22 protein-coding genes are annotated in these 24,589 nt (G+C 72.0%); 13 read left to right on the top strand and 9 right to left on the bottom strand.

Annotated elements, in window-relative coordinates; all coding sequences use genetic code 11:
- Positions 1-14 precede the first annotated feature (14 nt).
- The gene (locus ACAX67_RS00910; RefSeq protein WP_370701932.1) at positions 15-2,135 is read left to right on the top strand and encodes an MMPL family transporter; all 2,121 of its coding nucleotides are present in this window, start codon (positions 15-17) and stop codon (positions 2,133-2,135) included.
- An 11-nt stretch (positions 2,136-2,146) separates the two neighbouring features.
- Positions 2,147-2,884, top strand: coding sequence for a hemerythrin domain-containing protein (locus ACAX67_RS00905; RefSeq protein ID WP_370701931.1), 738 nt, complete (start codon positions 2,147-2,149; stop codon positions 2,882-2,884).
- Here the strand turns inward: ACAX67_RS00905 and ACAX67_RS00900 are convergent.
- The 5 genes from ACAX67_RS00900 to ACAX67_RS00880 all read right to left on the bottom strand — a co-directional run bounded on the left by ACAX67_RS00900 (position 2,881) and on the right by ACAX67_RS00880 (position 10,025).
- The gene (locus tag ACAX67_RS00900) at positions 2,881-6,210 is read right to left on the bottom strand and encodes an ATP-binding protein (RefSeq protein ID WP_370701930.1); all 3,330 of its coding nucleotides are present in this window, start codon (positions 6,208-6,210) and stop codon (positions 2,881-2,883) included. The genes ACAX67_RS00905 and ACAX67_RS00900 overlap by 4 nt on opposite strands.
- A 45-nt stretch (positions 6,211-6,255) precedes the next feature.
- Complete coding sequence (locus ACAX67_RS00895; protein WP_370701929.1) at positions 6,256-6,939, bottom strand: PaaI family thioesterase; 684 nt, start codon at positions 6,937-6,939, stop codon at positions 6,256-6,258.
- Between the two features lie 17 nt (positions 6,940-6,956).
- Positions 6,957-8,390 (bottom strand): hypothetical protein, encoded by a 1,434-nt coding sequence (locus tag ACAX67_RS00890; protein WP_370701928.1) that lies wholly within the window; start codon positions 8,388-8,390, stop codon positions 6,957-6,959.
- The gene (locus ACAX67_RS00885; RefSeq protein ID WP_370701927.1) at positions 8,387-8,833 is read right to left on the bottom strand and encodes a hypothetical protein; all 447 of its coding nucleotides are present in this window, start codon (positions 8,831-8,833) and stop codon (positions 8,387-8,389) included. The genes ACAX67_RS00890 and ACAX67_RS00885 overlap by 4 nt, the downstream gene beginning before the upstream one ends.
- Before the next feature lie 214 nt (positions 8,834-9,047).
- Positions 9,048-10,025 (bottom strand): helix-turn-helix domain-containing protein, encoded by a 978-nt coding sequence (locus ACAX67_RS00880; protein WP_370701926.1) that lies wholly within the window; start codon positions 10,023-10,025, stop codon positions 9,048-9,050.
- Positions 10,026-10,171: 146 nt separating this feature from the next.
- Here ACAX67_RS00880 and ACAX67_RS00875 point away from each other — a divergent pair, with 146 nt between their 5' ends.
- The 4 genes from ACAX67_RS00875 to ACAX67_RS00860 are packed head-to-tail and all read left to right on the top strand — an operon-like array spanning position 10,172 to position 13,531.
- Entirely contained in the window at positions 10,172-11,548 is a 1,377-nt protein-coding gene (locus ACAX67_RS00875) for an NAD-dependent malic enzyme (RefSeq protein WP_370701925.1), read from the top strand.
- A 2-nt stretch (positions 11,549-11,550) separates the two neighbouring features.
- The gene (locus tag ACAX67_RS00870; protein ID WP_370701924.1) at positions 11,551-11,961 is read left to right on the top strand and encodes a homing endonuclease associated repeat-containing protein; all 411 of its coding nucleotides are present in this window, start codon (positions 11,551-11,553) and stop codon (positions 11,959-11,961) included.
- Between the two features lie 22 nt (positions 11,962-11,983).
- The gene (locus tag ACAX67_RS00865; RefSeq protein WP_370701923.1) at positions 11,984-12,475 is read left to right on the top strand and encodes a nuclear transport factor 2 family protein; all 492 of its coding nucleotides are present in this window, start codon (positions 11,984-11,986) and stop codon (positions 12,473-12,475) included.
- Positions 12,476-12,529: 54 nt separating this feature from the next.
- On the top strand, positions 12,530-13,531 hold the full coding sequence (locus ACAX67_RS00860; protein ID WP_370701922.1) for a zinc-binding dehydrogenase: 1,002 nt from the start codon (positions 12,530-12,532) through the stop codon (positions 13,529-13,531).
- A 7-nt stretch (positions 13,532-13,538) separates the two neighbouring features.
- On the opposite strand, the gene ACAX67_RS00855 is transcribed toward ACAX67_RS00860, so the two are convergent.
- Positions 13,539-14,258, bottom strand: coding sequence for a hypothetical protein (locus ACAX67_RS00855; RefSeq protein ID WP_370701921.1), 720 nt, complete (start codon positions 14,256-14,258; stop codon positions 13,539-13,541).
- A complete protein-coding gene (locus ACAX67_RS00850; RefSeq protein ID WP_370701920.1) occupies positions 14,255-14,866 on the bottom strand; it encodes an RNA polymerase sigma factor in 612 nt (203 codons plus the stop codon). Before ACAX67_RS00850 ends, ACAX67_RS00855 begins: the two co-directional genes overlap by 4 nt.
- A gap of 61 nt (positions 14,867-14,927) precedes the next feature.
- Here ACAX67_RS00850 and ACAX67_RS00845 point away from each other — a divergent pair, with 61 nt between their 5' ends.
- Both ACAX67_RS00845 and ACAX67_RS00840 read left to right on the top strand, forming a co-directional pair.
- Complete coding sequence (locus ACAX67_RS00845; protein WP_370701919.1) at positions 14,928-16,286, top strand: NAD(P)/FAD-dependent oxidoreductase; 1,359 nt, start codon at positions 14,928-14,930, stop codon at positions 16,284-16,286.
- Positions 16,276-16,911, top strand: a complete 636-nt coding sequence (locus tag ACAX67_RS00840) for an HAD family hydrolase (protein ID WP_370701918.1) — start codon at positions 16,276-16,278, stop codon at positions 16,909-16,911. Before ACAX67_RS00845 ends, ACAX67_RS00840 begins: the two co-directional genes overlap by 11 nt.
- A gap of 4 nt (positions 16,912-16,915) precedes the next feature.
- Here ACAX67_RS00840 and ACAX67_RS00835 read toward each other — a convergent pair whose 3' ends face one another.
- Positions 16,916-17,383 carry an Lrp/AsnC family transcriptional regulator gene (locus tag ACAX67_RS00835; protein ID WP_370701917.1) on the bottom strand — a complete coding sequence of 156 codons (468 nt, stop codon included), beginning with the start codon at positions 17,381-17,383 and terminating at the stop codon, positions 16,916-16,918.
- Positions 17,384-17,538: 155 nt separating this feature from the next.
- Here ACAX67_RS00835 and ACAX67_RS00830 point away from each other — a divergent pair, with 155 nt between their 5' ends.
- From ACAX67_RS00830 to ACAX67_RS00815, 4 genes are read left to right on the top strand one after another with little or no spacing between them, the layout of a single operon-like run.
- Positions 17,539-18,735: an ABC transporter substrate-binding protein gene (locus tag ACAX67_RS00830; RefSeq protein ID WP_370701916.1), complete on the top strand. Its 1,197-nt coding sequence runs from the start codon at positions 17,539-17,541 to the stop codon at positions 18,733-18,735.
- Positions 18,719-19,897, top strand: coding sequence for an ABC transporter ATP-binding protein (locus ACAX67_RS00825; protein WP_370701915.1), 1,179 nt, complete (start codon positions 18,719-18,721; stop codon positions 19,895-19,897). The genes ACAX67_RS00830 and ACAX67_RS00825 overlap by 17 nt, the downstream gene beginning before the upstream one ends.
- Positions 19,897-20,757 carry an ABC transporter permease gene (locus ACAX67_RS00820; RefSeq protein WP_370701914.1) on the top strand — a complete coding sequence of 287 codons (861 nt, stop codon included), beginning with the start codon at positions 19,897-19,899 and terminating at the stop codon, positions 20,755-20,757. Before ACAX67_RS00825 ends, ACAX67_RS00820 begins: the two co-directional genes overlap by 1 nt.
- On the top strand, positions 20,757-21,554 hold the full coding sequence (locus tag ACAX67_RS00815; protein WP_370701913.1) for an ABC transporter permease: 798 nt from the start codon (positions 20,757-20,759) through the stop codon (positions 21,552-21,554). The genes ACAX67_RS00820 and ACAX67_RS00815 overlap by 1 nt, the downstream gene beginning before the upstream one ends.
- A 63-nt stretch (positions 21,555-21,617) precedes the next feature.
- Here ACAX67_RS00815 and ACAX67_RS00810 read toward each other — a convergent pair whose 3' ends face one another.
- Positions 21,618-22,994 (bottom strand): aspartate aminotransferase family protein, encoded by a 1,377-nt coding sequence (locus ACAX67_RS00810; RefSeq protein WP_370701912.1) that lies wholly within the window; start codon positions 22,992-22,994, stop codon positions 21,618-21,620.
- Between the two features lie 133 nt (positions 22,995-23,127).
- Between ACAX67_RS00810 and ACAX67_RS00805 the strand changes: the two genes are divergently transcribed.
- Positions 23,128-24,558, top strand: a complete 1,431-nt coding sequence (locus ACAX67_RS00805) for a gamma-aminobutyraldehyde dehydrogenase (protein WP_370701911.1) — start codon at positions 23,128-23,130, stop codon at positions 24,556-24,558.
- Positions 24,559-24,589: the final 31 nt, after the last annotated feature.

Genomic DNA, 24,589 nt, shown 5'->3' with positions numbered 1-24,589 from the left:
AAGGAGACCCACCGATGAACCCCCTGCAGCGCGTCGGGCTCGCGACCGCCCGGCACCCCTGGCGCACGATCGCGGCCTGGCTCCTCGTCCTCGCCGCGCTCGGCGCGATGGCCGGCACCCTCGGCGGCGAGCTGCGCGACAACTGGAACGTCCCGGACACGCGGGCCCAGCACGGCGTCGACCAGCTCCGGGAGCACTTCCCCGACGCCGGCGGCAGCAGTGCGCAGGTCGTCATCCACGACGACGGCCGGCTCGACGCGAAGGTCGTCGACGACGTCGTGGCGCGCCTCGAGGCGACCGACCACGTCGCCGGCGTGACGCCCCGCCTGTCCGACGACGGCGACACCGCGCTGCTCACCGTGCGCTACGACGTCCCGACCACCGACCCCGACATCTACGAGTCCGTCGCACCGCTCGAGAAGGCCGTCGCTCCTGCCGACGCCGCGGACTACCAGGTCGAGCTGGGCGGGGAGCTCCCCGGCACTGCGACCACCATCGAGGGTCGCGGCGAGCTGATCGGCATCCTGGTCGCGCTGGCCCTGCTGGTGCTCGCCTTCGGGTCGGTCGTCGCGGCGGGCCTTCCGATCGCGACCGCTGTCGGCGGCCTCGTCGCCGGGTCGTCCGGCGTCGCCCTGCTGGCCGCGACCGCGGACGTCTCCACCTCCGCACCGACGATCGCCACGATGGTCGGGCTCGGTGTGGGCATCGACTACGCCCTCCTGATCGTCACCCGTCACGTCGAGCGGCTGCGCGCCGGCGACAGCCCGGTCGAGGCCGCGGCCCGGGCCACCGGCACCGCCGGCCGCTCGGTCCTGGGCGCGGGGCTGACGGTGCTGGTCTCCCTGATGGGGCTGCGCCTGGCCGGTCTGCCGACGTACGACGCCTTCGGCTTCGCCACCGGCATCACGGTCGTCTGCGTGATGGCTGCCGCAGTCACGCTGGTGCCCGCGCTCTGCGCGCTCGCCGGGAGGCGCCTGGTGCCGCGCAAGGAGCGAGGTCTCGTGACGGCCGCCAGGGCGACGTCCTCGACCGGCAGGGCCGGGGCGGAGACCCTCACGGGGCGCTGGGCGGCCACGGTGGCGAGGCGGCCGGTCGCGTGGGCGCTGCTCGCGCTCACCGTGATGGTCGCGCTCGCCGCCCCGGCGCTGGGGATGCGCACCTGGCCGCAGGACGGCGGCTCCGACCCCAGGAGCAGCACCACCCGGGCGGCGTACGACCTGATCAGCGACGGGTTCGGCCCCGGTGCCAACGGCCCCATCACCCTCGTCGCCGACCTCGACGAGGTGGGCCGGGAGGACGTGGCCGACCTGCACCTGCGGGTCGAACGGCTCGACGGCGTGGCGTCGTCGACGCCGGTCGCGGTCTCGCCCGACGGCCGCCTCGCGGTGTGGGACATCGAGCCGACCACCGCGCCGGTCGACGAGCAGACCACCGTGCTGCTCGACGAGCTGCGCACCGACGTGCTGCCCGAAGGCGTCGAGGCCACCGGCTACACGCCGATCCTCGGCGACATCTCCGACCTGCTCCAGGAGCGGCTGTGGCTGGTCGTCGGCTTCGTGGTGCTGGTCTCCGTCGTGCTGCTGACCTTCCTCTTCAGGTCGGTCGTGGTGCCGGTCAAGGCCGCCGCGATGAACCTGCTCTCCATCGGTGCCGCGTACGGCGTCGTCACCCTCGTCTTCCAGCACGGCTGGGGCTCGGGACTGCTCGGCGTCGACCACGCGATCCCGGTCTCGAGCTGGGTGCCGATCCTGATGTTCGCGGTCCTGTTCGGGCTGTCGATGGACTACGAGGTGTTCCTGCTCTCGGCCGTCCGCGACGACTGGCTCGACACCGGCGACGCCAAGGGCTCGGTCGTGCGGGGCCTCGCCTCGACCGGCCGGGTGATCTCGGTGGCCGCGGCCATCATGGTCGCCGTCTTCCTCGGCTTCGCCACCGAGCCCGCCGTCGTCGTGAAGATGCTCGGCGTCGGCCTGGCGGCCGCCGTCGCGCTCGACGCCACCGTCGTCCGGATGGTCCTCGTGCCCGCCACCATGACCCTGCTCGGCAGGTGGAACTGGTGGCTGCCGGGGGCCTCGCGACCGCGCCCCACCACCGCCGAGGTCGACGACCTCGAGCCCGAACCCACCCACGTCTGAGGAGTCCACCCATGAGCACGACCAACGCCGGAAGCGCCGCCCACCCCGAGCAGCTGATGCTCCCCGGTCAGACCGCTGCACCGGGCGGCCCGATCGACATGCGGAACATGTACCTGATGCACCACGCCTTCCGTCGCGACCTGCGCAAGTTCGGCGCAGCGGTGCCCCGGACGCCGGTCGACGACCGCGCCACCTGGGTGGCGCTGGCCGCGAGGTGGGAGCGCTTCGCCGAGGTGCTGCACAAGCACCACAGCGGCGAGGACGCCGGCATCTGGCCGTTCCTCCTCGAGCGCGCCCACCCCTCGGAGCGGCAGACGCTGCTCGCGATGGATGCCGAGCACGAGAAGATCGACCCGCTGCTGCAGTCCTGCGGCGAGGGCTTCGCGGCCCTCGCCGCGGCAGGCACACCCGAGCTGCGGGCCGCTCTCGCCGTACGACTGGCGGAGGCGCGGCAGCTGCTCGCCGAGCACCTCAAGCACGAGGAGACCGAGGCGATGGTCATCCTTCAACGCCACATGACGCCGGAGGACTGGGAGCGGATCGAGAAGGAGCACTTCCAGGCGAAGCCCGCGCTGGGCGAGCTGCTCTACGTCGTGCCCTGGATCGCCGACGAGCTGCCGGCGCCCGTGATCGCCGCGGTCCTGAAGGACGAGGGCCTGCCGATGCGGGTGGTCAACTGGCTGGGCGCACGGCTGGCGTTCCGCAGGCTGGACCGGGCGGCGTTCGCGCACCTCCCCGCCGGGACCTAGAACCCGTAGCGGTCCCGCAGGTCGAGGAACCACTTCTCGACCCGCGGGAGCTCCCAGGCCGCGGCGAGCTCCAGTGCGTGCTCGGCGTGCTCGGCGGCGAGCGCCCGCTCGCCGGCCGCGGCCGCGGCCAGCGCCAGGTAGGCGTCGACGGGTCCGTGGGCCGGCGAGGTCCCGGCCGCGACGCAGGTCCCGCGGTACGGCGCCAGCTTGGCGTACGACGCCGCCGCCAGCTCCGGCTCGGCGAGCTCCAGCCCGAGCTCGGCGCCGAGCGCCCAGGCGAACGGCGAGAACCAGTTGTTGGTCTCGAGGTCGATGCCGTAGACGTCGTACACCAGGCGCGCGACGTCGCGCTGGCCGTGGCGCAGCGCGAGCACGGCTGCCGCGGGACCGGCCGGGATCGACGACTCGGTCATGAACGCGGCGACCTCGTCCTCCTTCGGCAGCTCCGCCTCGGGGTTCCACAGCGGCTCGTAGAGCTGCGCGCCGCGCACGGTGTCGACCTTGTGCGCGGTCGACACCCGCTCGAAGGCGACGTGGAGCCGGGCGAAGTTGTCGGCGATCGCGGCCTCGTCGCCCCGCATGCACGCGAAGCAGTGGGCAAGGTTGAGGCTGACCATCTCCACGAAGTACTGCTTGGCCTCGTGCGCCTCGCGCACGATGTCGGCGAGCTCCTCCTCGATGCCGGCGAGGTCTCCGAGCTCGCAGCGCGTCGGCGCGAGCAGGGCCCGGAGGTTCGTCCGCGCGGCCACGTCGCCGGAGCGGTGCGCGAGCACCAGTGCCTCCTCGATCCAGAGCCGGCGTCGCTCGGCGCAGTCGCGGCGGAAGGTGGCGACGGCGCTCGCCATGAGCGCGGTCATCAGCAGCCGCTCGTCGCCCGAGGTGCGGGCGATCGCGATCGCCTCCTCGCAGAACGCGTCGATCTCGTCCGGGGTGGTCGCGTAGTAGGCCTCCGCCGCGAGGGCGAGCAGCAGCCGGCACCTCACCTCGCTGTCACGGGGCAGCACGGTCAGCGCGCTGCGCATCACGTCGATGACGGCGTGGTTGGCCTCGCCGTACGCGCGGGCGGGCCACAGCGCGTCGGTCGTGGCGGTCGCCGCGGCCCGGACGACCAGCTCGGGCTCGCCGAGGCCGCCGGCGATCACGATCGCCTCGTCGACGGCGGCGTGCATCTCCAGCCGGCGCGTGCTCCAACGGCACGCCTCGGCGTAGCGCACGAGCAGCTCGTAGCGCTCCCGCTGGGTGCCGGAGGGGTCCTCGCGGAGCAGGCCGAGGGCCTGGTCGAGCAGCACCCGGGCCTCGTCGGGCGCGTGGGCTGCCATCGCCAGCTCGCCGGCCCGCGCCGCCGCCTCGCGCGCCTCCCGCACGAAGCGGCTGCCCGCGGCGGTCCAGTGGCGGGCGATCTCGGGCGCCCGCCGCTCCGCGTCGGGACAGCCGTGCACGAGCACCGCGAGCCGGGCGTGCAGCCGCTCGCGGCGCGAGGGGGAGAGCACGCCGTAGGCCGTGTCCCGCACCACCGCGTGCACGAACCGGAACTGGTCGCCGCCGAGGTCCTGCACGAGGTCGACGTCGACGGCGGCCTCGATGAGGTCGAGGGTGCCGAGCTCGTCCTCGTTGATCGCGCGGGCCAGCAGCGCCAGGTCGAACTCGCGCCCGATCGCCGCGCCCGCCGTCAGTGCCTTGGCAGAGGCCTCCGGGAGCTGGGAGATGCGCCGCTCGACGACCGCCGCGACCGTCGGTGGCAGCGCCGCGACGACCTCGCGGAGGTCGCGGTGCTCGTCGCGGGCGAGCCGGCCGTACTCGATGAGGAAGAAGGGATTGCCCTCGGTGCGGCGGTGCACCGTGGTGGCGAGCCCCGGGTCGTTGTCGCCCGTGAGGGCCGTCAGGAGGTGGGCGGTCTCGTCGGCGGACAGGCCGTCGACGTCGAGCGTGGTGGCGTGCCGGCGCGCCATCGTCTCGGCCGCCTCGGCCAGCGGGCCCTCGTAGGTCCCGCGACGCCAGGTGCACACGACGAGCAGCCGGCCGGTGTCGGCGTGCGCCGCGAGGTGGCGCAGCACCCGCAGCGAGGACGCGTCGGCCCAGTGCAGGTCCTCCAGGCCGATGACGACCGTGCGGTCGCGGCCGATGTCGGTCAGCGTCTGCCGCACGCTCTCCGCGATCGCGAAGCGCGCGGCGTCGTGGTCGTCCTCGTCGGCGGTCGGCTCGGCAGGCATCCGCGCGCCGAGAGCCGTGGTCCACGGCCAGAGCGGCGGGGCGTCCTCCTCCTGGGAGCACCGCCCGACGAGCACCACCGCGCCCGCCGCCCGGGCGCGCAGGGCGAACTCCGCCGCGAGCCGGGTCTTGCCCGCTCCCGGCTCGCCGACGATGGAGACGAACTGGGGTCGGCCGGCGTCGGCGCGGGCGAGGAGCGAGGTGAGGACCTCGAGGTGGGCGTCGCGCCCGACCATCGGCCAGTCCGGCACCTTCAGCTCGGGCTCGGGCAGCGGCGCTTCCTCGACAGGCCTCGTGACGACCACCGGTGCCGCCACCGGCCCGCTCGCCACCTCGTGGCGCAGGATCGCGGTCTGCAGCTCGCGGCTGGCCGGCCCCGGCTCGAGCCCGAGCTCCTCGTCGAGGGTCGTGCGCAGTCGCTCGAGCACCGCGAGTGCGTCGGCCTGCCGGTCGGTGCGGGCCAGTGCGACGGCGAGCAGGGCGCTGAGCCGCTCGCGCAGCGGGTGCTCGGTCGTCAGCGCCTCGAGGTCGGAGACCGCCTCGGCGTCCCGGCCGGTGGCGACCAGGAGCGTGGCGCGGTCCTCGAGCGCCAGCAGCCGCAGCTCGGTGAGCCGCCCGCGCTCGGGCAGCACGACGTCGGAGTCCGGCAGGTCGGCGTACGGCGTGCCGCGCCACTGCGCCAGCGCCGCGTCGATCAGGCGCAGCTGCTCGGCGGCGTGGGCGGGGTCGCCGGCCACCGGCACGGCGCTCGTCGTGAGCGGGCCGATCGCCGCGTGCACCGACCGCACCGCGGAGGTGAAGCGAGCGGTGTCGAGCTCGGCCCGCAGCTCGTAGCCGAGGTTGCTGCTCGTGAGGTAGCTGCTCGGCGTGCGCGCGGGGAGGTCGGGCTCGAGCGCCCGTCGTACGACCGAGACGTAGGTCTGCAGCGTGCCCAGCGCGCTGGGCGGCGCCTCCGGTCCCCAGATGGCGTCGACCAGCACCTCGGCCGACACCGGACGTCCCGCGTGGAGCGCGAGCGCCGAGATCAGCGCTCGGTGCTTGGCGGCCGCCAGGGTGACGGTGCGGCCACCCTCCGACGGATCGGTGACGACCGTCGGGCCCAGGACGCCCACGAACATGGTCGGCAGCCTAGGTCGGCCGCGCCGCGCGCGTGGGCGATTCGGTCAGTCCAGCGAGCCGATGCCGCTCGGGGTCTCGGGCTCCTGCGCCCAGCGCGGGGTGATGAACAACCCGGTCGCCTCCACCGCCGGGGTCGCGTCGTCCTCGTCGGCCGCGATCCACGCGGTGACGGTGACCTTGCGGCCGGACACCTCGGAGACCCGCGCCGCCATCCGTACCGGCCCGAGGGGCAGCGGTTGCACGTAGCGCAGGGTGAGCGTGCCGGTCACGGTGACCCGGGTGTGCCGCTCGCTCGCCGTCTCGCCCATCAGGTGGTCGAGCACCATCGCCGAGACGCCGCCGTGCACGCTGCCGGGCGGCCCTTCGTACGGCGTCCCGAGCTCGAGCCTCGAGCTCACCGTGCCGTCGTCGTGCCACTCCAGGCGGACCGGAGGGGCGACAGCGTTGCGGACGCCGACGACGGCGTTGCCCCAGTTCCACGAGCGGCCCTCGGCGTTGAAGTGGATGCCGGCCGGTCCCTCGGCGGCATCCGCCGCGAGGATCTCGGCCGCCTGGCGCACCAGGTCGCGGGCTCGCTCGACCGCCCCCGCGTCGACGCGCGTGCGGATCGAGACGTCGTTGAGGTCGCGCACGTCCTGGGCGAGGCCGCCGTAGAGCTCCTCGGCGGCATCCACCTCGCTCGTCGGGACGTCCTCGAAGGAGAAGGAGGACAGGGAGAGGCCGGGCATCCCCGCAACCTCGTGGGTCACGCGGCGAGGACGGCGATCCCGGCGACGACGGTGACGGTGGCGACCGAGAGCACCCACTGCGCGACGGTCAGCAGTCGCGACGGCTCGTCCCCCGGCTCCGGCGGAGCGCGTCGTACGGCGTCGACGACCGTGCGACCCAGCAGCACCACCGCAAGACCACCGAGCGCGCCCGCGGTGGTCCAGTAGCGCGAGCCGGCCAGGTGCGCGAACGGCTGGGTCAGCAGGGCGAGCAGGCCGACCTTCAGGAGCACCGCGAGCACCTGGTCGCCGAACCGGCGGCGGCTCACCACCAGCAGGGCCGCGGCGACCAGCCACGAGACCGGTGTGAAGATCCGCAGGCTCACGTCGCGGGCCAGCCACTGCCAGAACCCCTGGTCGTAGGGGGCGTCCGGTGGCTTGAGCAGGGACCCGAAGCCGTCGATGCGGCGGTAGCGGTCGAAGTTGCGCACCACGTCGCGTGCGTAGCTGTGGGCGGTGACGTCCTCGCGTGCGTGGTCGGACATCTCGTCGAGGACCCCGACCTCGCCCTGGCCGGTCGCCCGGGCGACCTCGCGGGCGTAGCGCACCGGTGCGAACCAGACGGTGCTGCCCGGGTCGCACGGCCCGAAGCAGACCTCGGACCGGTCGCCGAAGGTGTTGGCGAGCGACGTGGGCACCGACGTGGTCGTCACCACGCGGTCGTCGAGGGCGACCGACGCGCTGATCGACCAGGGCAGGAGGAGGGCGACGAAGGCGGCGCCCGCGACGAGCACCGGTAGGGCGGCCGCCCGGCGCAGCTGCGCCACGAGGAGCACCGCCGCGAGCACGGCCACCGCGGCGACGGCGAGGGACGCGCTGGAGCGCAGGTAGACGACGGTGATGCCGAGGACGCCGAGGACGGCGCCGTCGCGCGGCGACGGGGCGTCGCCCGCCCGCGCCGACCGCACGGTCTCGACCAGGCGCCCGAGCAGGATCACCAGGACGAGGCCGGCCAGCAGGTCGCCGTACGCCGTCAGCGAGAGGAGCACCCAGACCGGCACCAGGGCGGGGAAGAGGCAGAGGGCGAGGGCGTACCCGCGGCCGAGCGTGCGCTGCGTCGACCGCACCGCGAGCACGAAGACGACGGCCGAGACGACGCCGAGCCAGGCCCGGGCCCAGCCGTCGCCCGCGTGCGGCGCGAGGAGGTAGAAGGGGGCGAGCACCACGCCCATCCCGGGCATGAACCACCCGTTGCCCACGACGTTGCGCGCCAGCTCGGACGTGTCGGGCCCGCGCAGCGCGACCAGGTCGCGCACCAGGTTGGCGAGGGCGCAGCCGGCGTCGTGGTAGGCGACCTCGTCGCCGCGGAAGGGCAGGTCGGCGATCCGGGCGAACAGCACGGCCTTGACGGCGAGCGCCACCGCGACGGCGACCGTGAGGAGCGGGTCGGCGCGGGCCAGGCGTCCCCTCATCCGTACGCCGTCGACGGCGCCCAGTCCGGCGGGAAGCGCTTCGTCGTGCGGGGGTCGCGGCAGGCGGGGTCGCTGCTCGCGAGCCGGGCGACGGGCAGGTGGAGGACCACGGTGCCGCGGACGATCGCGTCGTCGGCGTACGGCGTCACCAGCGCCGCGCGCCGGGGCAGCCCGGCCCGCGCGAGTGCCGCGTCGAGCCGTGCGCGCACCTCGGCGGGGTCGAGCTCGTCCCACTGCAGCGTGAGCAACCGGTGGCCGTCGACGTTCCCGTCGGTGCGTACCTGGTAGGGGAAGTCGAGCACCAGGCCGGAGGGCAGCGGGTAGCAGCCGAGCCGGAGCGGGTCGGGCGGAAGATCGGGACGGTAGCTCCCGGACGGCACCGCGCGCCCGAGCGCCGGGCTGATGAGCACGGCGGCCACAGCGAGCGCGACCATGCCAGCCACCCCGAGCCTCCTCACGCCACTACAGACGCCGCGAGGGGCCGATCGGTTGCACGCGGTCGCGAAAAGGCCAGATCGTGCCAGTGGCCGGATCGCGCGCCGCCGGCCGTCCCGGTCGAACAAGATGCGCTCTTGTCGTGCTCGGGGCGCGCGCGGGAGCTCAGCGGAGCAGGCCCGCCGACAAGCCGGCTCTGACCTGCCGTCGGGGGGCGGCGGGTCAGAGCCACCCTCGCTGCCGTGCGTGCAGCGCCAGCTGGAAGCGGGTCGCGGCGCCGCTGCGCGCCATCAGCATCTCCATCCGGCGCGAGAGCGTGCGCCGGCTGATCGAGAGCCGCCCGGCGACCTCCTCGTCGGTCATGCCGCTGGACAGCAGGATGAGCAGGTCCCGGTCGGCCCGGGGCAGCCGGAACGTGCCGGGCTCGGTGCCCGCGAACGGCAGCGCGTGCTCCCAGGTCTGGTCGAAGAGGCCGATGATGGCGGTCAGCAGCCCGGACGGGTGCACCACGAACATCGTGTTGTGCACGTCGGACTCACGGATGGACGGGGAGACCATGGCGAAGTCCTCGTCGATCACGATGAGCTTCACCGGCACCGACTCCACCACCCGCACCAGCTCGCCACGTTCGATGCAGGGGTGGACGACCTCCTCCAGGTAGCCCGGTCGCATCAGCGACGCGCGCGAGTAGACGACCCGCTGCCGGACGCCGCGCTCCAGCGTCGAGAAGGCGTCGGCGAGGGCGTTGGGCACGATGACGTACGGCGGCGACACGAACTGCCGGATCTCCCGGCGGGCCGTGAGCCAGCTGGTCCGCAGCCGGGCGGCGATGTCCTCGCCCGTGACCACCTCGATCACCTCCTCGCGGCTGCTGGCGAGGTTGGTGCGCCGGAACGCCTCGTAGGCCGTGGTGACCGCGAGCCGGGACTCGTCGATGCCGGTAGCCAGGTGCTGCGCCATCAGGTCGAGCCCGGCGGTCGGCGGGATGGGCGAGAGCAGGTCGTCGTCGGACACCAGCGCGTGCACCAGGCCGCGGCTCGCCAGCTCCGCGTGCGCCGACAGCACGCTGGCGCGGTCGATCGCCAGTGTCCGCGCGACCTCGGTCGTGGTGACGGGTGCCCTGCGCAGCAGCACCTCGTAGACCGTCGTCGCCTGCTCGCTGAGCCCCAGACGCCGCAGTGCGGCCGCCAGCTGTGTCATCGCGGTTGCGCCCCTCTGGGCAGACCCCCCGCCTGCCCCGCACCAGCCTGCCACCCCGGGGCCGGTCCGAAACGTCGGCGACACCGGTCGAGACCACAACGACCGCTACTTGCGAGTACCCGACGGAGAGGTCTTGGGTGGGTGGCATGAGCGTCACCCCGTCGTCGTACTCCATCACCATGCGGCTCTACGCCGCGCCCGACTACGCCGTGGTCGGCACGGTCGCGACGACCATCGCGGAGGCAGGCGGCATCACCACGGCCATCGACGTCGCGGAGTCGCGGCACGACCGGCTGGTGCTCGACGTGACCTGCAGCGCGACCGACTCCGGGCACAGCGAGCGGGTCGTCGCGGCGGTGGCCGCCATCGCGGGCATCACCGTGCACAAGGTGTCGGACCGCACCTTCCTGCTGCACCTCGGCGGGAAGATCGAGGTGACCAGCAAGGTGCCGCTGAAGAACCGCGACGACCTCTCCATGGCCTACACGCCGGGCGTCGGCCGGGTCTGCATGGCGCTCGCCGAGCACCCGGAGGACGTTGCCAAGCTGACGGTGAAGGGCAACGCGGTCGCGGTCGTGACCGACGGGTCGGCCGTGCTCGGGCTCGGCAACATCGGGCCGGGCGCGGCGCTGCCGGTCATGGAGGGCAAGGCCGCGCTCTTCAAGCGGTTCGCGAACATCGACGCGTGGCCGATCTGCCTGGCCACCCAGGACGTCGACGAGATCGTCCAGGCGGTGGAGATGATCGCGCCCGGGTTCGGGGGCATCAACCTCGAGGACATCGCCGCGCCCCGGTGCTTCGAGGTCGAGGCCCGGCTGCGGGAGCGGCTCGACATCCCCGTCTTCCACGACGACCAGCACGGCACCGCGATCGTGGTGCTGGCTGCGCTCACCAACGCGTTGCGCGTGGTGCGGAAGTCGCTCTCGGCCGCGCGCATCGTCGTCGCCGGTGGTGGCGCGGCCGGCTCGGCCATCGTCGCGCTCCTGATCGCCGGCGGCGCCGAGGACGTGGTGGTGTGGGACCGCGAGGGCCTCCTCTCGGACGACGACGAGTCGCTGCCGCCCGCCAAGCGCCAGCTGGCCTCGATCACCAACCCACGCCGCGTGCGCGGCGGACTTCGCGACGGGCTGAGGGCCGCCGACGTCTTCATCGGCGTCAGCGGCCCCGGGGTCCTCGACGCCGAGTGGATCCAGGACATGGCCGAGGGCGCGGTCGTCTTCGCGCTCGCCAACCCCGACCCGGAGGTGGACCCGGTGGAGGCGGCGAAGTACGCCGCGGTCGTCGCCTCCGGGCGCTCGGACTACCCCAACCAGATCAACAACGTGCTGGCGTTCCCCGGGGTCTTCCGCGGGCTGCTCGACGCCCGCGCCTCGCAGGTGACGATCGACATGCTGCTGCGCGCCGCGCAGGCGATCGCCGCGGTGGTCTCCGACGAGGAGCTGCACGCGAGCTTCATCATCCCCAGCGTCTTCCACCCCGACGTGCCCGGCGCCGTCGCCGCCGCGATCCGCGGCGAGGAGTGAGGGTGGCGCGTCCCCAGGAGTTCACCGACCGCCAGCTGGCCGCGGCCGTCGCCGCCGCGTCCGCCGAGCTCGGTGAGCCGCTGACGGTCGGTGCGTACGACGCCTGGCAGCGCGGTCGCGACGACGCCGCCTCGCCCGCGCTGCTCGTCCGGCGCTTCGGGTCGTGGAAGCAGGCCTGCGCGGCTGCGGGCGTCGCCACGAACGCCACCCGCTCGACGAGCCGCCGGTGGAGCGACGACGACGTCGCCCGGATCGTCGCCCGCTACCTGCGCTCGCCGGGCAGCACCGGGTCGTTCGCGGACTACTCGGCGTGGGCCAGGGACCAGGCCGACGTGCCCAGCGGTGCGACGCTGCGACAGCGCCACCCGTGGGCGCAGATCAAGGACCGTGCGCTCGCCCTCCCCGCAGAATGAGAACACGTTCTACTATCAGCGCATGGACCTGACCGCGATCGAAGAGATCCGCCAGCTGAAGTACCGCTACTTCCGCACCCTCGACCTCAAGCTGTGGGACGAGTTCGGCGACTGCCTCGCCGAGGACGTCGTGGCGCGCTACGGCACCCAGGCGATGGGTGAGCCGCTGCACTTCGACAACCGCGCCGCCGTGGTGGCCTACATGGCCGAGAACCTCGGCACGTCGATCGTCACCATCCACATCGCCAGCCACCCGGAGATCCAGGTCGACGGTGACAGCGGGGACACCGCGACCGGCTCGTGGGGCTTCGAGGACACCGTGATCGTGCCGGACTTCAAGGTCCAGGTGCGCGGCGGCGGCTACTACAACGACACCTACCGCAAGGACCCCGACGGGAAGTGGCGGATCGCCTCGACCGGCTACGAGCGGATCTACGAGGCCGTCACCTCGCTCGAGGACACCCCGAGCTTCAAGCTCATCGCCAACCGGTGGGACCCCAGCCTCGCGCACTGACCTCCGACCCTGGGCGGATGCCGCGGTCGGCCCTGCATCACTAGCCTGCGACCCATGCGTGCTGTCGTCATCACCCGTCACGGCGGTCTCGACGTCCTGAAGGTCCAGGACCGGCCCGACCCCGGGCCGCCCGGGCCCGGCGAGGTCGCGATCGACGTCCGTGCCGCCGGCGTGAACTTCGCCGACACCATGGCGCGGGTGGGGTTCTACCCCGACGCCCCGAAGCCGCCGATGGTGGTGGGCTACGAGGTCGCCGGCGTCGTCACCGCGGTCGGCGACGGCGTCCAGGGACCCACCGTCGGTCAGCGCGTCATGGCGGGCACGCACTTCGGCGGCTACGCGGAGCGCGTCGTGGTGGGCGAGCGGGACGTCGTACCCCTGGACGACGCGCTGTCCTTCGAGCAGGGCGCCGCCATCCCGGTCAACTACGCGACGGCGTGGGCGGGCCTGCTCAGGTACGGCAACGTGCAGCCCGGTGAGCGCGTGCTCATCCACGCGGCGGCCGGCGGCGTCGGGATCGCCGCGACCCAGATCGCGAAGGCGTCGGGGGCGGAGGTCCACGGCACCGCCTCGCCCGGGAAGCACGACGCGATCCGTGGCTTCGGCGTCGACGTCGCGCACGACTACACCCGCAAGGACTGGCACCGTGGCCTGCCGCCCTTCGACCTGGTGATGGATGCCATCGGCGGCCCGAGCTTCCGCACCAGCTACGACCTGCTGCGACCGGGAGGCCGCCTGGTCGCCTTCGGCGCCTCGTCGGTGATGGACGGCGCCGGCCGCAACTTCCTCCAGGCCGCCAGGACGATGGTGCGGATGCCGCGCTTCAACCTGGTGAAGCAGATGTCGGCGTCCAAGGCCGTGATCGGCCTCAACATGCTGTCCCTCTGGGACGACGCCGGCACGCTCGAGCCGTGGATCACGCCGCTGCGGGCCCTGATCGCGGACGGCACCGTGCGGCCGGTCGTCGCCGAGGCGTTCCCGTTCGACCGCGCCGGCGACGCGCACCGGATGATCGCCGAGCGCCGCAACGTCGGGAAGGTCGTGCTGGTCCCGTAGCTGCTGGTCAGCCGACGCCGGGTGCCGTCGCGGTCATCGTGCCGAAGCCGCAGGACACGTCGCCGACGGAGAACGCGACCTCGAGGCCCGCGAGCTGGTCGTCGATGTCGCCGCTCGTCGTGATCTGCAGGGCGGCGTCCTGGTCGAGGAGCACCGAGTCGGCAGGGATCGTGATCGTGTAGGCGTCGGCGGAGAGGTCCGTGGTGAAGGGCATCCGGTCGGGTCCGCCGCAGGGGTCGTCCTTGCCGAGCGGACCTCCCGACGCGTCGAGGCTGGGGCCGGAGCCGCTCTCGGCCTCGACGTGCGCCCGGCCCTTCATGACGTGGCCCTCGTCGGCCCCGTCGGGCAGGTCGGTCCCCTCCGGCAGCTGCCCGGCCTCGCCGTCCGGCCCCTCGATCGTCAGGCCGCCGTCGCTGCTGTCGTAGTCGACGTCGGCGTCGATGCCGTGGTCGGCGAGGGCGTCCTCGAGGCCGGACGCGTCCTCGAGCTCGCGGATGGTGACGACGACGTCGCCGTCGCCGGTCTCCGCGACGGCGTAGGCCGCGGCCGGCGAACCGAGCGTGGTGACGCCGACGACCGTCGCCGCCACAGCGGCCGCGCCGGTGCCGGCGAGCGCGATGCGGCGGGTACGACGGGGGGCCGGCGCTCCTTCGGCCGCGACGAGGCGCAGCTCGGTGAGCAGGGCGCGGTCGAAACCGTCGAGCTCGATGCTCCTGTTCTCGTTCATGGTGTGACCTCCTGCGCCAGGGCGGCTCCAGCCACGCCCTCGGCGTCGTCTCTCGTGGGTTGGTGGGCGTCGAGGTGCTGCTGGAGCCGGGCGCGGCTGCGGTGGAGCCGGACCCGCGCGGTCCCCGGCTTCATCCCCAGCTGCGCGGCGGCCTCCACGACGGGCATCCCGTCGACGGCCACCAGCTCCATCAGTGCCCGGTCCCTGCCCGGCAGCGCCGCCAGCGCCGCGTAGAGGGCGCGGGTGGCGCGCTCGGCGGCGATCCGGTCCTCGATCGCGGCGATCGCGTCGTCGTCGAGCAGGCGACGGCCCCGGATGCGGCTCTCCGCCCGGAGCCGGCGGGCCCGTCGCCGTACGGCATCGGCGAGGGTGTTGCGGGCGATGCCCGTGACCCACGCGCCCGGCGTCCCCCTGTCGGCGCGGTAGCGCGGTGCCGCCGTCATCGCCGCGAGGAACGTGTCGGCCACCAGGTCCGCGACCAGGTGCGGGTCGTCGACGCGGCGCACGAAGAACGCCTTCACCGACGCGTGGTGCTCGCCGTAGAACGCCTCGAGGAGGTCGGGGTCGCGCCCGATGGCACGCACCTCGTCGTCTCTGATCTGGTTCACGTCCGTCCTTCGCCGATCCTCCCCCGAGCGTTACACGCCGGCCCTCCTCTAGCCTCTGCCCATGCGATCGCTCGCCGGCTCGGTGCTCCGCCCGTTGTGGCTGGACACCCCGCTCCGCCCGGAGCCGCGACCGGCGGTGGACGGGGCCACGGACGCCGACCTGGTGGTCGTCGGCGGCGGCTTCTGCGGGCTGTGGACGGCGCTGCGCGCGGTCGAGCGTGAGCCGGGACGGTCGGTGCTCCTGCTCGAGGGCGACCGCCTCGCCGAGCACGCGACGGGCCGCAACGGCGGCTTCTGCGAGGCGTCGCTGACGCACGGCGAGGCGAACGGCACGGCCCGCTGGCCCGAGGAGTACGACGGCCTGGTCCGTCTCGGCATCGAGAACCTCGACGCGATCGAGGCGACCGTCCGTGCGCACGACATCGACTGCGGCTTCCTGCGCGGCGGCACCCTCGCCGTCGCCACCCGCCCCCACGAGGTGGCGCTCCTCGAGCCCGAGGTCGCAGGGTTCCTCGACGAGACCGCCGTGCGGCAGGTGATCGACTCGCCGACCTACCTCGCGGGCCGACTGTCCGGTGCCGAGGAGTGCGCGGTGCTCGACCCGGCCCGGCTCGCGTGGGGTCTGGCCGACGTCGCCGAGCAGCAGGGCGTGCGCATCGCCGAGCGGTCGCCGGTCGGCCGGGTCCGCCGCGCCGGCGACCGGATGGAGGTCGCCACCCCGCACGGCACCGTGCGGGCGCGCCAGGTCGTGCTCGCCACCAACGTGTTCCGGCCGCTGCTCCGGCGGCTGCGGCTCACGACCGTGCCCGTCTACGACTACGTGCTCGCGACCGAGCCGCTCACCCCCGCCCAGCTGGAGGCGCTGCGGTGGGACCCGGCGCTCGGCGTCTCCGACACCGGCAACCAGTTCCACTACTACCGGATCACGCCGGACCGCCGCATCCTGTGGGGCGGCTACGACGCGATCTACCACTTCGGCCGCTCGATCGACGCCGCGCACGAGGACCGGCCGGCCACCTACGAGGTGCTCGCGCAGCACTTCCACGAGACCTTCCCCCAGCTGGAAGGGATCCGCTTCACCCATCGTTGGGCCGGTGTGATCGACACGTCCACCCGTTTCAGCGCGAGCTTCGGCACCGCCCACGGCGGTCGGTCGGCCTACGCCCTGGGCTTCACCGGGCTCGGGGTCGGCGCGACGCGCTTCGCCGCCGACGTGATGCTCGACCTGCTGGCAGGGGAGGAGACCGAGCGGACGCGGCTGGAGATGGTGCGCCGGCCCGCCGTACCCTTCCCGCCCGAGCCGGTCGCGTGGGCGGGCATCGAGCTCACCCGCCGGGCGCTGGCACGCGAGGACGAGACCGGGCGGCGCGGCCCGTGGCTCCGCACCCTCGACCGGCTGGGCCTCGGCTATGACAGCTGAGGACGCCGGCGGCGGCCGGCTGGTCGTGGGGTTCGACCTCGACATGACGCTCATCGACACGGTGCCGGGCTTCCGCGACGTCCTGGTGGCACTGGGCGACGAGCTCGGCGTCGACTTCCCCGTCGACGACCTCACGGCCAACCTCGGCCCGCCGCTCGACCTGATGCTCCGGCCGCACCTCGCCGAGGACGCCATCGCCCCCGCGGTCGACCGGTTCCGCGCCCTCTACCCCGATCACGCGATCGAGAGCGTCGCGGCGATGGCGGGCGCGCACGAGGCCCTCGCCGCCGTCCGCCGTCACGGCGGCAGGGTCGTCGTGGTCACCGGGAAGTTCACGCCCAACGCCCAGCTGCACATCGACCACGTCGGCCTCGACGTCGACCACCTCGAGGGCAAGGTCTGGGGCGTCGGGAAGGCCGACGTGCTGCGCCGCGAGGGCGCGAGCATCTACGTCGGCGACCACTTCCACGACGTGGAGGGCGCGCTCGCGGCCGGGGCGCTCAGCGTGTCGGTGCTGACGGGCGGGTGCACCGCCCAGGAGCTGTACGACGCCGGCACCCACGTCGTGCTCGACCACCTCGGTCAGTTCCCGGCGTGGCTCGACGACCACCTCGCCACGGGCTGACCGGCTAGCGCACGCCCCAGTTGTAGGTCTCCTTGCGGATGTCGAGGTAGACGAACGTCTCCGTCGCACGGACGCCCTCGATGCGCCGGATCTTGTCGGAGATCGCCAGCAGGTCGTCCTCGGACTGGGCCACGATCTCGATCACGATGTCGATGCTGCCGGCCGTCACGACGACGTAGATGACCTCGTCGAGCTCGGCGAGCGCGTCGGCCACCGGCGAGGTCGGGCCGCTCACGCGGACGCCGATCATGGCCGCGCGCGCGAAGCCGAGCTCCAGGGGGTTGGTGACGGCGACGATCTGCATCACGCCGGACTCCGACAGCCGCTGCACCCGCTGCCGGACGGCGGCCTCGGAGAGGCCGACGACCTTGCCGATCGCGGCGTAGGAGCGGCGCCCGTCCTCCTGCAGCTGCTCGATGATCGCCTTCGATACGTCGTCCAGCATGGGGCGCGACGAGTGAGAGCCAGCCATGCGGGCGATGTTCGCACGTCACGGGTTCGATGCTCAACGATGTCCGGGAACACTGATTCCGTTGCCGATGTGTTACGGGCCCACTGTTTCCCTTGTCACCGGCGCGGGCCGGTGGCAGGATCCGAGGCCACTCGTCGATTCTCCGAGAGGTTTTCGTGAGCCAGTCCGCCCAGCCCGCGCGTCGCTCCACGCTGTCGCGCCGTGGCCTGCTGAAGGGCGGCGGCGCGGTCGCCTTCGGCGGCCTCAGTGTCGCGGCGCTCAAGCTGCCCATGTTCGGCATCGACGGGATCCAGGCGTGCGGCAACGGCGGGGCAGCGACCGACGTCTCGGCCTCCGACCACAAGCTGATCGTGTCGAACTGGACCGGCTACATCGATCCGCGCAAGAACCCCAACGGCACCTTCGCGAAGTTCCAGGACGAGACCGGCATCGAGGTCACCTACCAGGTCGACATCAACGCGAACGCCGAGTTCTACGCCAAGATCCGCGACCAGGCCCGGGCGTGCCAGCCGATCGACCGCGACATGATCGTGCTCACCGACTGGATGGCCGCCAAGATGATCGGGCTCGGCTGGATCCAGCCGCTCGACCCGGCGAAGATCCCCAACGTCCACAAGAACCTCATCCCCTCGCTGCAGAACCGGCCGTGGGACCCGGACCTGACCTACCACGCGCCGTGGCAGTCGGGTCTGACCGGCATCGCCTACAACGCCGACCTGGTCGACGAGGTCGGCAGCTTCGAGGACCTGATCTCCCGCGACGACCTCAAGGGCAAGATCACCCTGCTCGACGAGATGAACGACACGATGGGGTTCTTCCTCAAGGTGGTCGGCGCCGACCCCGCCGACTTCAGCGACGACGACTGGGCCAACGCGATCGACCGGCTCAAGCAGGTCAAGAGCGACGGGCAGCTGCGGCAGTTCGCCGGCAACAACTACCTGCAGCAGCTCTCGCAGGGGGTGCTGGTGGCCTGCGAGGCGTGGTCGGGCGACGTGATCCAGGCGCAGTACGACAACCCGAACCTCAAGTTCGTGACGCCGGACGAGGGCCTGGCCATCTGGAGCGACAACATGATGGTGCCCAACTTCGCCACGCACGAGGCCAACGCCGAGGCCTGGATGGACTACTACTACCGTCCCGAGGTCGCCGCGAAGCTCGCCTCGTGGGTCAACTACATCTGTCCCGTCGCCGGCGCCCAGGAGGAGATGGAGAAGATCGATCCGACCCTGGTCGACCAGCCGCTGATCTTCCCGGACTCCGAGATGTTGTCGAACACCTGGTCGTTCATGACGCTCAGCGAGGACCAGCAGCAGAAGTACGAAGGGGAGTGGGCCGATGTCATCTCCAGCTGAGACGGTGCAGCCGGAGGATCCGGCGCGCGCCGCGCCGACCACGACGTCGTACGACGGCCTGCGGATCCGCAACCTCCACAAGTCGTTCGGCAGCTTCCACGCGGTGACGGACCTCGACCTCGACGTCCCACGGGGCTCGTTCTTCGCCCTGCTCGGCCCGTCGGGCTGTGGCAAGACCACCACGCTGCGGATGGTGGCCGGTCTGGAGACGCCGACGTCGGGGACCATCACCCTGGCCGGCCAGGACATCACCCACGCCAAGCCCTACCGGCGTCCGGTCAACACGGTCTTCCAGAGCTACGCGCTCTTCCCGCACCTCGACATCTTCGAGAACGTCGCCTTCGGGCTGCGACGTCGCAAGACCGGCAACGTCGAGGCCAAGGTCAAGGACATGCTCGAGCTCGTCGAGCTCGAGGCGCAGGCGCGCAAGCGGCCCGCTCAGCTCTCCGGCGGCCAGCAGCAGCGCGTCGCGCTCGCCCGGGCCCTGATCAACGAGCCCGAGGTGCTGCTCCTCGACGAGCCGCTCGGCGCCCTCGACCTCAAGCTGCGCCGGTCCATGCAGATCGAGATCAAGCGCATCCAGACCGAGGTCGGCCTGACCTTCATCCACGTCACCCACGACCAGGAGGAGGCCATGACGATGGCCGACACGGTCGCGGTCATGAACGCGGGCGTTATTGAGCAGATGGGCACGCCCGCGGAGCTCTACGAGAACCCGGAGAGCACGTTCGTCGCGAACTTCCTCGGCCAGTCCAACCTCGTCGAGGGCACGGTGACGGGGACCTCGGGCGACGTCGTCTCGGTCGACATGCACGGCATCGGGGTGTCGATCCCGGCGCACCGCGCCCACACCCGCGAGGGCAAGGGGTGGATCGGCATCCGGCCCGAGAAGGTGCTCATCGGGGAGGCCGGCGCCCAGCTCGACGCGCCCGGCGAGACGATCCCCGGCGGCATCGTGACCGACGTGAGCTTCATCGGCGTCAGCACGCAGTACCTCGTGAAGATGCCGTGGGGACAGGAGATCCAGGTCTTCGCGCAGAACACCGGCCGCGACCAGATCTTCCGCTCGGGCGACTCCGTCGAGCTCTCCTGGCGCCCGCAGTACGCCTTCCTCCTCGACCACGCCCAGGACGTCCGGGCCGGGGCAGAGGAGGCGAGCTGATGGCCGACGCCGGACGCCGGAGGGGCCTGACGGCGTACCTCCTGATGGCGCCGGCCGTCGTCTGGCTCGGGCTGTTCTTCGTCATCCCGTTCTACTCGCTCGTCGCGGCGAGCCTGTACGACCCCGGTGGGTCGGACAAGAACGGGTGGGACATGACCTACCACCTGGCCAACTACTGGACGGCGATCGAGAACTACTGGCAGCCGCTGGTGCGCTCCCTGCTCTACGGGTTGGCCGCCACCCTCATCTGCCTGGTCCTCGGCTACGTCCTCGCCTACACCATCGCCTTCAAGGCCGGGCGGTGGAAGAGCCTGATGCTGGTGCTGGTGATCGTGCCGTTCTTCACCAGCTTCCTCGTGCGCACCCTGTCGTGGCAGCTGATCCTCGCCGACGACGGCTGGGTGGTCGACACGCTGCAGTTCCTGCACGTCCTCGGCAGCGACGACAAGCTGCTCGCCACCGACTTCGCGGTCGTGATGGGACTGTCCTACAACTTCCTGCCCTTCATGGTGCTGCCGCTCTTCGCGAGCATCGACAAGATCGACCCGCGACTCATCGAGGCGTCCAGCGACCTCTACTCCAACCCGTTCGTCGGGTTCTTCAAGGTGACCTGGCCGCTCTCTCTGCCCGGCGTCGTCTCCGGGACGCTGCTGACGTTCATCCCCGCGGCGGGCGACTACATCAACGCCGAGCTGCTGGGCAACGCCGACACCACCGTCATCGGCAAGGTGATCCAGCTCCAGGCCACCACCGCCAACCACCCGCACATCGCGGCGGCGCTCTCGATGATGCTGATGTTCCTCATCGTGGCGATGGTGCTGGTCTACGTCCGTCGCGTCGGGACCGAGGAGCTGCTCTGATGCGCTGGCTGCGGGAACACCTGGTCGCCCTCGTCGGCGGTGTCGTGCTCGTCTACCTCTTCGTGCCGATCTTCCTGGTCGTGCTGATGAGCTTCAACGACCCGGCGACACGCAACGTGTACAAGTTCGACGGGTTCACCTTCGACAACTGGCTGCACCCGTGCGCCGACCCCGCGATGTGCGACTCGCTCGCGCTGAGCGTCGAGATCGGCCTCCTCGCGACGCTCGTCGCCACCGTCATCGGCACCCTCGCGGCGTTCGCCCTCGTGCGGTGGGACTTCGCGGGCCGCTCGCAGTCCAACCTGCTGATCTTCCTGCCGATGGCGGCGCCGGAGATCGTGATGGGCTCCTCGCTGCTCACCCTCTTCGTGCAGGGCGGCTTCGCCGGACAGCTCGGCTTCATGACGATCTTCATCGCGCACGTGATGTTCTGCCTGTCGTTCGTCATCGTCACCGTGCGCTCGCGCCTGGCCGGCATGGACGACACCCTCGAGCAGGCCGCCTCCGACCTCTACGCCACCCCGGCGCAGACGTTCTGGCGGGTGACCTTCCCGCTGGTCCTGCCGGGCATCTTCGGCGCGGCGCTGCTCAGCTTCTCGCTGTCCTTCGACGACTTCATCATCACCAACCTCAACTCCGGCAGCGAGGTCACCTTCCCCATGTACGTCTGGGGTGTCGCCCGCGTCGGCCTCCCCATGCAGGTCAACGTCGTCGGCACCCTGATGCTCGTCGTCTCCCTCGTCATCGTGCTGAGCGGCGAGATCAACGCCCGCCGCCGCGCGCGGGCGCTCACCTGACCCGCGGCACCGCACACGCGGAACGGCCCGGCGCTCGCCCGGCACGCAGCTCCGAGGTAGTGCTCAGATCAGGGTGTAGGCCTTGTCGAGGACGGAGCGGAGGATCTGCTCCATCTCGTCGAAGTGCTCCTGGGTGCAGACCAGCGGCGGCGACAGCTGGATGACCGGGTCGCCGCGGTCGTCCGCACGGCAGTAGAGACCCTCCTCGAAGAGCCCCTTGGAGACGAAGCCGTAGAGGATCCGCTCGGACTCCTCGGCGGTGAACGACTCCTTGGTGGCCTTGTCCTTGACGAGCTCGATGCCGTAGAAGAAGCCCTCGCCTCGGACGTCGCCGACGATCGGCAGGTCGAGCAGCCGCTCGAGGGTGGCGCGCAGGGCGGGCGAGCGCTCCTGGACCCCTTCGATGATCTTCTCGTCCTCGAAGATCTGCATGTTCCGCAGGCCGACGGCGGTCGACACCGGGTGGCCGCCGAACGTGTAGCCGTGCGCGAACATCGCCTTGTCCTTGGCGAAGGGCTCGAACAGCCGGTCCGTCGCGATCATCGCGCCGAGCGGTGCGTAGCCGGAGGTCAGTCCCTTGGCCGAGGTGATGATGTCGGGCTGGTAGCCGATCGCCGAGGCGCCGAACATCGAGCCGAGCCGTCCGTAGGCGCAGATCACCTCGTCGGAGACCAGCAGGACGTCGTACTCGTCGCAGATCTCGCGGACCCGCTCGAAGTATCCGGGCGGAGGCGGGAAGCAGCCGCCGGCGTTCTGCACCGGCTCGAGGAAGACGGCGGCGACGGAGTCGGGTCCCTCGTTGAGGATCGCGACCTCGATCTGGTCGGCGGCCCACCGGCCGAACGCCACCGGGTCGTCGGCGTGGATCGGCGCGCGGTAGTGGTTGGTGTTGGGCACCCGGAAGGTCGAGGGCACCAGCGGCTCGAACTGCTGCTTGAGGCCCGGCAGGCCGGTGATCGACAGGGCGCCGTGGGTGGTGCCGTGGTAGGCGATCGCCCGGCTGATCACCTTGTGCTTCATCGGCTTGCCGACGCGCTTGAAGTAGTCCTTGGCCAGCTTCCACGCGGACTCGACCGCCTCGCCGCCGCCCGAGGTGAAGAACACCCGGTTGAGATCGCCCGGTGCGTACGACGCGATCTTGGCGGCCAGCTCGATCGCCGGCTCGTGCGCGTAGGACCACAGCGGCATGAAGGCCAGCGTCTCGGCCTGCTTCGCCGCGGCGTCGGCGAGCTCGCGCCGGCCGTGCCCCAGCTGCGACACGAAGAGGCCGGCGAGACCGTCGAGGTAGCGCTTCCCCTTGCTGTCGTAGAGGTAGACGCCCTCGCCGCGCGCCATCACCGGCACCTCGTGCTCCGGCCCCTCGCCGGCATAGCGCCCGTGCTGGGAGAAGTGCAGCCAGAGGTGGTCCTTGGCAGCGCGCTGGAGATCGTCGTGGTCCATGCCTCCATGGTGAGGGATCGGACCGCCTGTCGCAAGTGAATCCGTCGCCAACCTGCCTTCCGACGACGGATTCCGTCACGCTTCTCGCGCTCGTGGGGCCTGATTTCGTGGCGACGGCGCTACAGTCGGCTCCATGGCCGACCTCACCTTCCGCAACGTCGTCGACGGACAGCTCGTCGACTCCGCCAGTGGCGCGACGTACGACGTCATCGACCCGACCACCGGCGAGGTGTACGCGCGGGCGCAGATGTCCGCGGCCGAGGACGTCGACCGCGCGTACGCCGCCGCGGACGCCGCGTTCGAGGGCTGGTCGGAGAGGACGCCCAAGGACCGGGCGACGGCGCTGCTGCGGATCGCGGACGCGATCGACGCCCGGAAGGAGGAGATCGCGGCCGTCGAGGTTAAGGACACGGGCAAGCCGATGCAGGCGATGCTCGACGACGAGATGCCGCCGAGCTCGGACCACTTCCGGTTCTTCGCCGGCGCGAGCCGGGTGCTGGAGGGACGCAGCGCGGGGGAGTACCTCGAGGACCACACGAGCTGGATCCGCCGGGAGCCGATCGGGGTGGTCGGCCAGGTGACCCCGTGGAACTACCCGCTGATGATGATGATCTGGAAGATCGCACCGGCGCTGGCGGCGGGCAACACCGTCGTGCTGAAGCCGAGCGACACCACGCCGGCGAGCTCGACCCTGCTGGCGGAGATCTGCCAGGAGTTCCTGCCGCCGGGGGTGCTCAACGTGGTGACGGGCGACCGCGACACCGGTCGCGCGATCGTCGCCCACCCGACGCCGCAGATGGTCGCGATCACCGGCTCGGTGCGCGCCGGGATGGAGGTCGCGGGCAGCGCGGCGGCCGACCTCAAGAAGGTGCACCTCGAGCTCGGCGGCAAGGCGCCGGTGATCGTCTTCGACGACGCCGACGTGGCGAAGGCCGCCGAGGCGATCGCGGGCGCGGGCTACTACAACGCCGGCCAGGACTGCACCGCGGCGACGCGCGTGCTCGCGGGCCCCGGGATCCACGACGACTTCGTCGCCGCCCTCGCCGAGCAGGCGGGCAACACCCGCACAGGCATGCCCGACGAGGACGTCCTCTACGGGCCCCTCAACAACGCCGACCAGCTGTCGCGCGTCGCCGGGATGGTCGACCGGCTCCCGGACCACGCGTCGGTGGACGCCGGCGGCAGCCGGCAGGGGGACGCGGGCTACTTCTACACCCCGACCGTGCTGTCCGGCCTGCGCCAGGACGACGAGCAGGTGCAGACCGAGATCTTCGGGCCGGTCATCACGGTGCAGCGGTTCAGCGACGAGGGCGAGGCGCTGCGCTGGGCCAACGGCGTGCAGTACGGCCTGTCGTCCTCGGTGTGGACCTCCGACCACGGCCGCGCGATGCGGATGAGCCGCAAGCTCGACTTCGGCGTGGTGTGGATCAACACCCACATCCCGTTCGTCTCCGAGATGCCGCACGGCGGCTTCAAGCACTCCGGTTACGGCAAGGACCTGTCGATGTACGGCCTCGAGGACTACACCCGGATCAAGCACGTCATGAGCTACATCGGCGAGTAGCTGCTTCGATCGTTCCAATCGCCCCCGATGT

The organism is Nocardioides candidus (genome assembly GCF_041321175.1).
In the GTDB taxonomy this organism is placed as follows: domain Bacteria; phylum Actinomycetota; class Actinomycetes; order Propionibacteriales; family Nocardioidaceae; genus Nocardioides.
This window is presented reverse-complemented; position numbering and strand designations above follow the sequence as displayed.

Bases quoted from the DNA above. Each gene is read 5' to 3' on its own strand.
- ACAX67_RS00880 (WP_370701926.1), bottom strand. From the start codon at position 10,025: ATGACACAGCTGGCGGCCGCACTGCGGCGTCTGGGGCTCAGCGAGCAG.
- ACAX67_RS00890 (WP_370701928.1), bottom strand. From the start codon at position 8,390: ATGAGGGGACGCCTGGCCCGCGCCGACCCGCTCCTCACGGTCGCCGTC.
- ACAX67_RS00875 (WP_370701925.1), top strand. From the start codon at position 10,172: ATGAGCGTCACCCCGTCGTCGTACTCCATCACCATGCGGCTCTACGCC.
- ACAX67_RS00840 (WP_370701918.1), top strand. From the start codon at position 16,276: ATGACAGCTGAGGACGCCGGCGGCGGCCGGCTGGTCGTGGGGTTCGAC.
- ACAX67_RS00825 (WP_370701915.1), top strand. From the start codon at position 18,719: ATGTCATCTCCAGCTGAGACGGTGCAGCCGGAGGATCCGGCGCGCGCC.
- ACAX67_RS00835 (WP_370701917.1), bottom strand. From the start codon at position 17,383: ATGGCTGGCTCTCACTCGTCGCGCCCCATGCTGGACGACGTATCGAAG.
- ACAX67_RS00865 (WP_370701923.1), top strand. From the start codon at position 11,984: ATGGACCTGACCGCGATCGAAGAGATCCGCCAGCTGAAGTACCGCTAC.
- ACAX67_RS00805 (WP_370701911.1), top strand. From the start codon at position 23,128: ATGGCCGACCTCACCTTCCGCAACGTCGTCGACGGACAGCTCGTCGAC.
- ACAX67_RS00900 (WP_370701930.1), bottom strand. From the start codon at position 6,210: ATGTTCGTGGGCGTCCTGGGCCCGACGGTCGTCACCGATCCGTCGGAG.
- ACAX67_RS00855 (WP_370701921.1), bottom strand. From the start codon at position 14,258: ATGAACGAGAACAGGAGCATCGAGCTCGACGGTTTCGACCGCGCCCTG.
- ACAX67_RS00860 (WP_370701922.1), top strand. From the start codon at position 12,530: ATGCGTGCTGTCGTCATCACCCGTCACGGCGGTCTCGACGTCCTGAAG.
- ACAX67_RS00815 (WP_370701913.1), top strand. From the start codon at position 20,757: ATGCGCTGGCTGCGGGAACACCTGGTCGCCCTCGTCGGCGGTGTCGTG.
- ACAX67_RS00845 (WP_370701919.1), top strand. From the start codon at position 14,928: ATGCGATCGCTCGCCGGCTCGGTGCTCCGCCCGTTGTGGCTGGACACC.
- ACAX67_RS00905 (WP_370701931.1), top strand. From the start codon at position 2,147: ATGAGCACGACCAACGCCGGAAGCGCCGCCCACCCCGAGCAGCTGATG.
- ACAX67_RS00895 (WP_370701929.1), bottom strand. From the start codon at position 6,939: ATGCCCGGCCTCTCCCTGTCCTCCTTCTCCTTCGAGGACGTCCCGACG.
- ACAX67_RS00820 (WP_370701914.1), top strand. From the start codon at position 19,897: ATGGCCGACGCCGGACGCCGGAGGGGCCTGACGGCGTACCTCCTGATG.
- ACAX67_RS00810 (WP_370701912.1), bottom strand. From the start codon at position 22,994: ATGGACCACGACGATCTCCAGCGCGCTGCCAAGGACCACCTCTGGCTG.
- ACAX67_RS00910 (WP_370701932.1), top strand. From the start codon at position 15: ATGAACCCCCTGCAGCGCGTCGGGCTCGCGACCGCCCGGCACCCCTGG.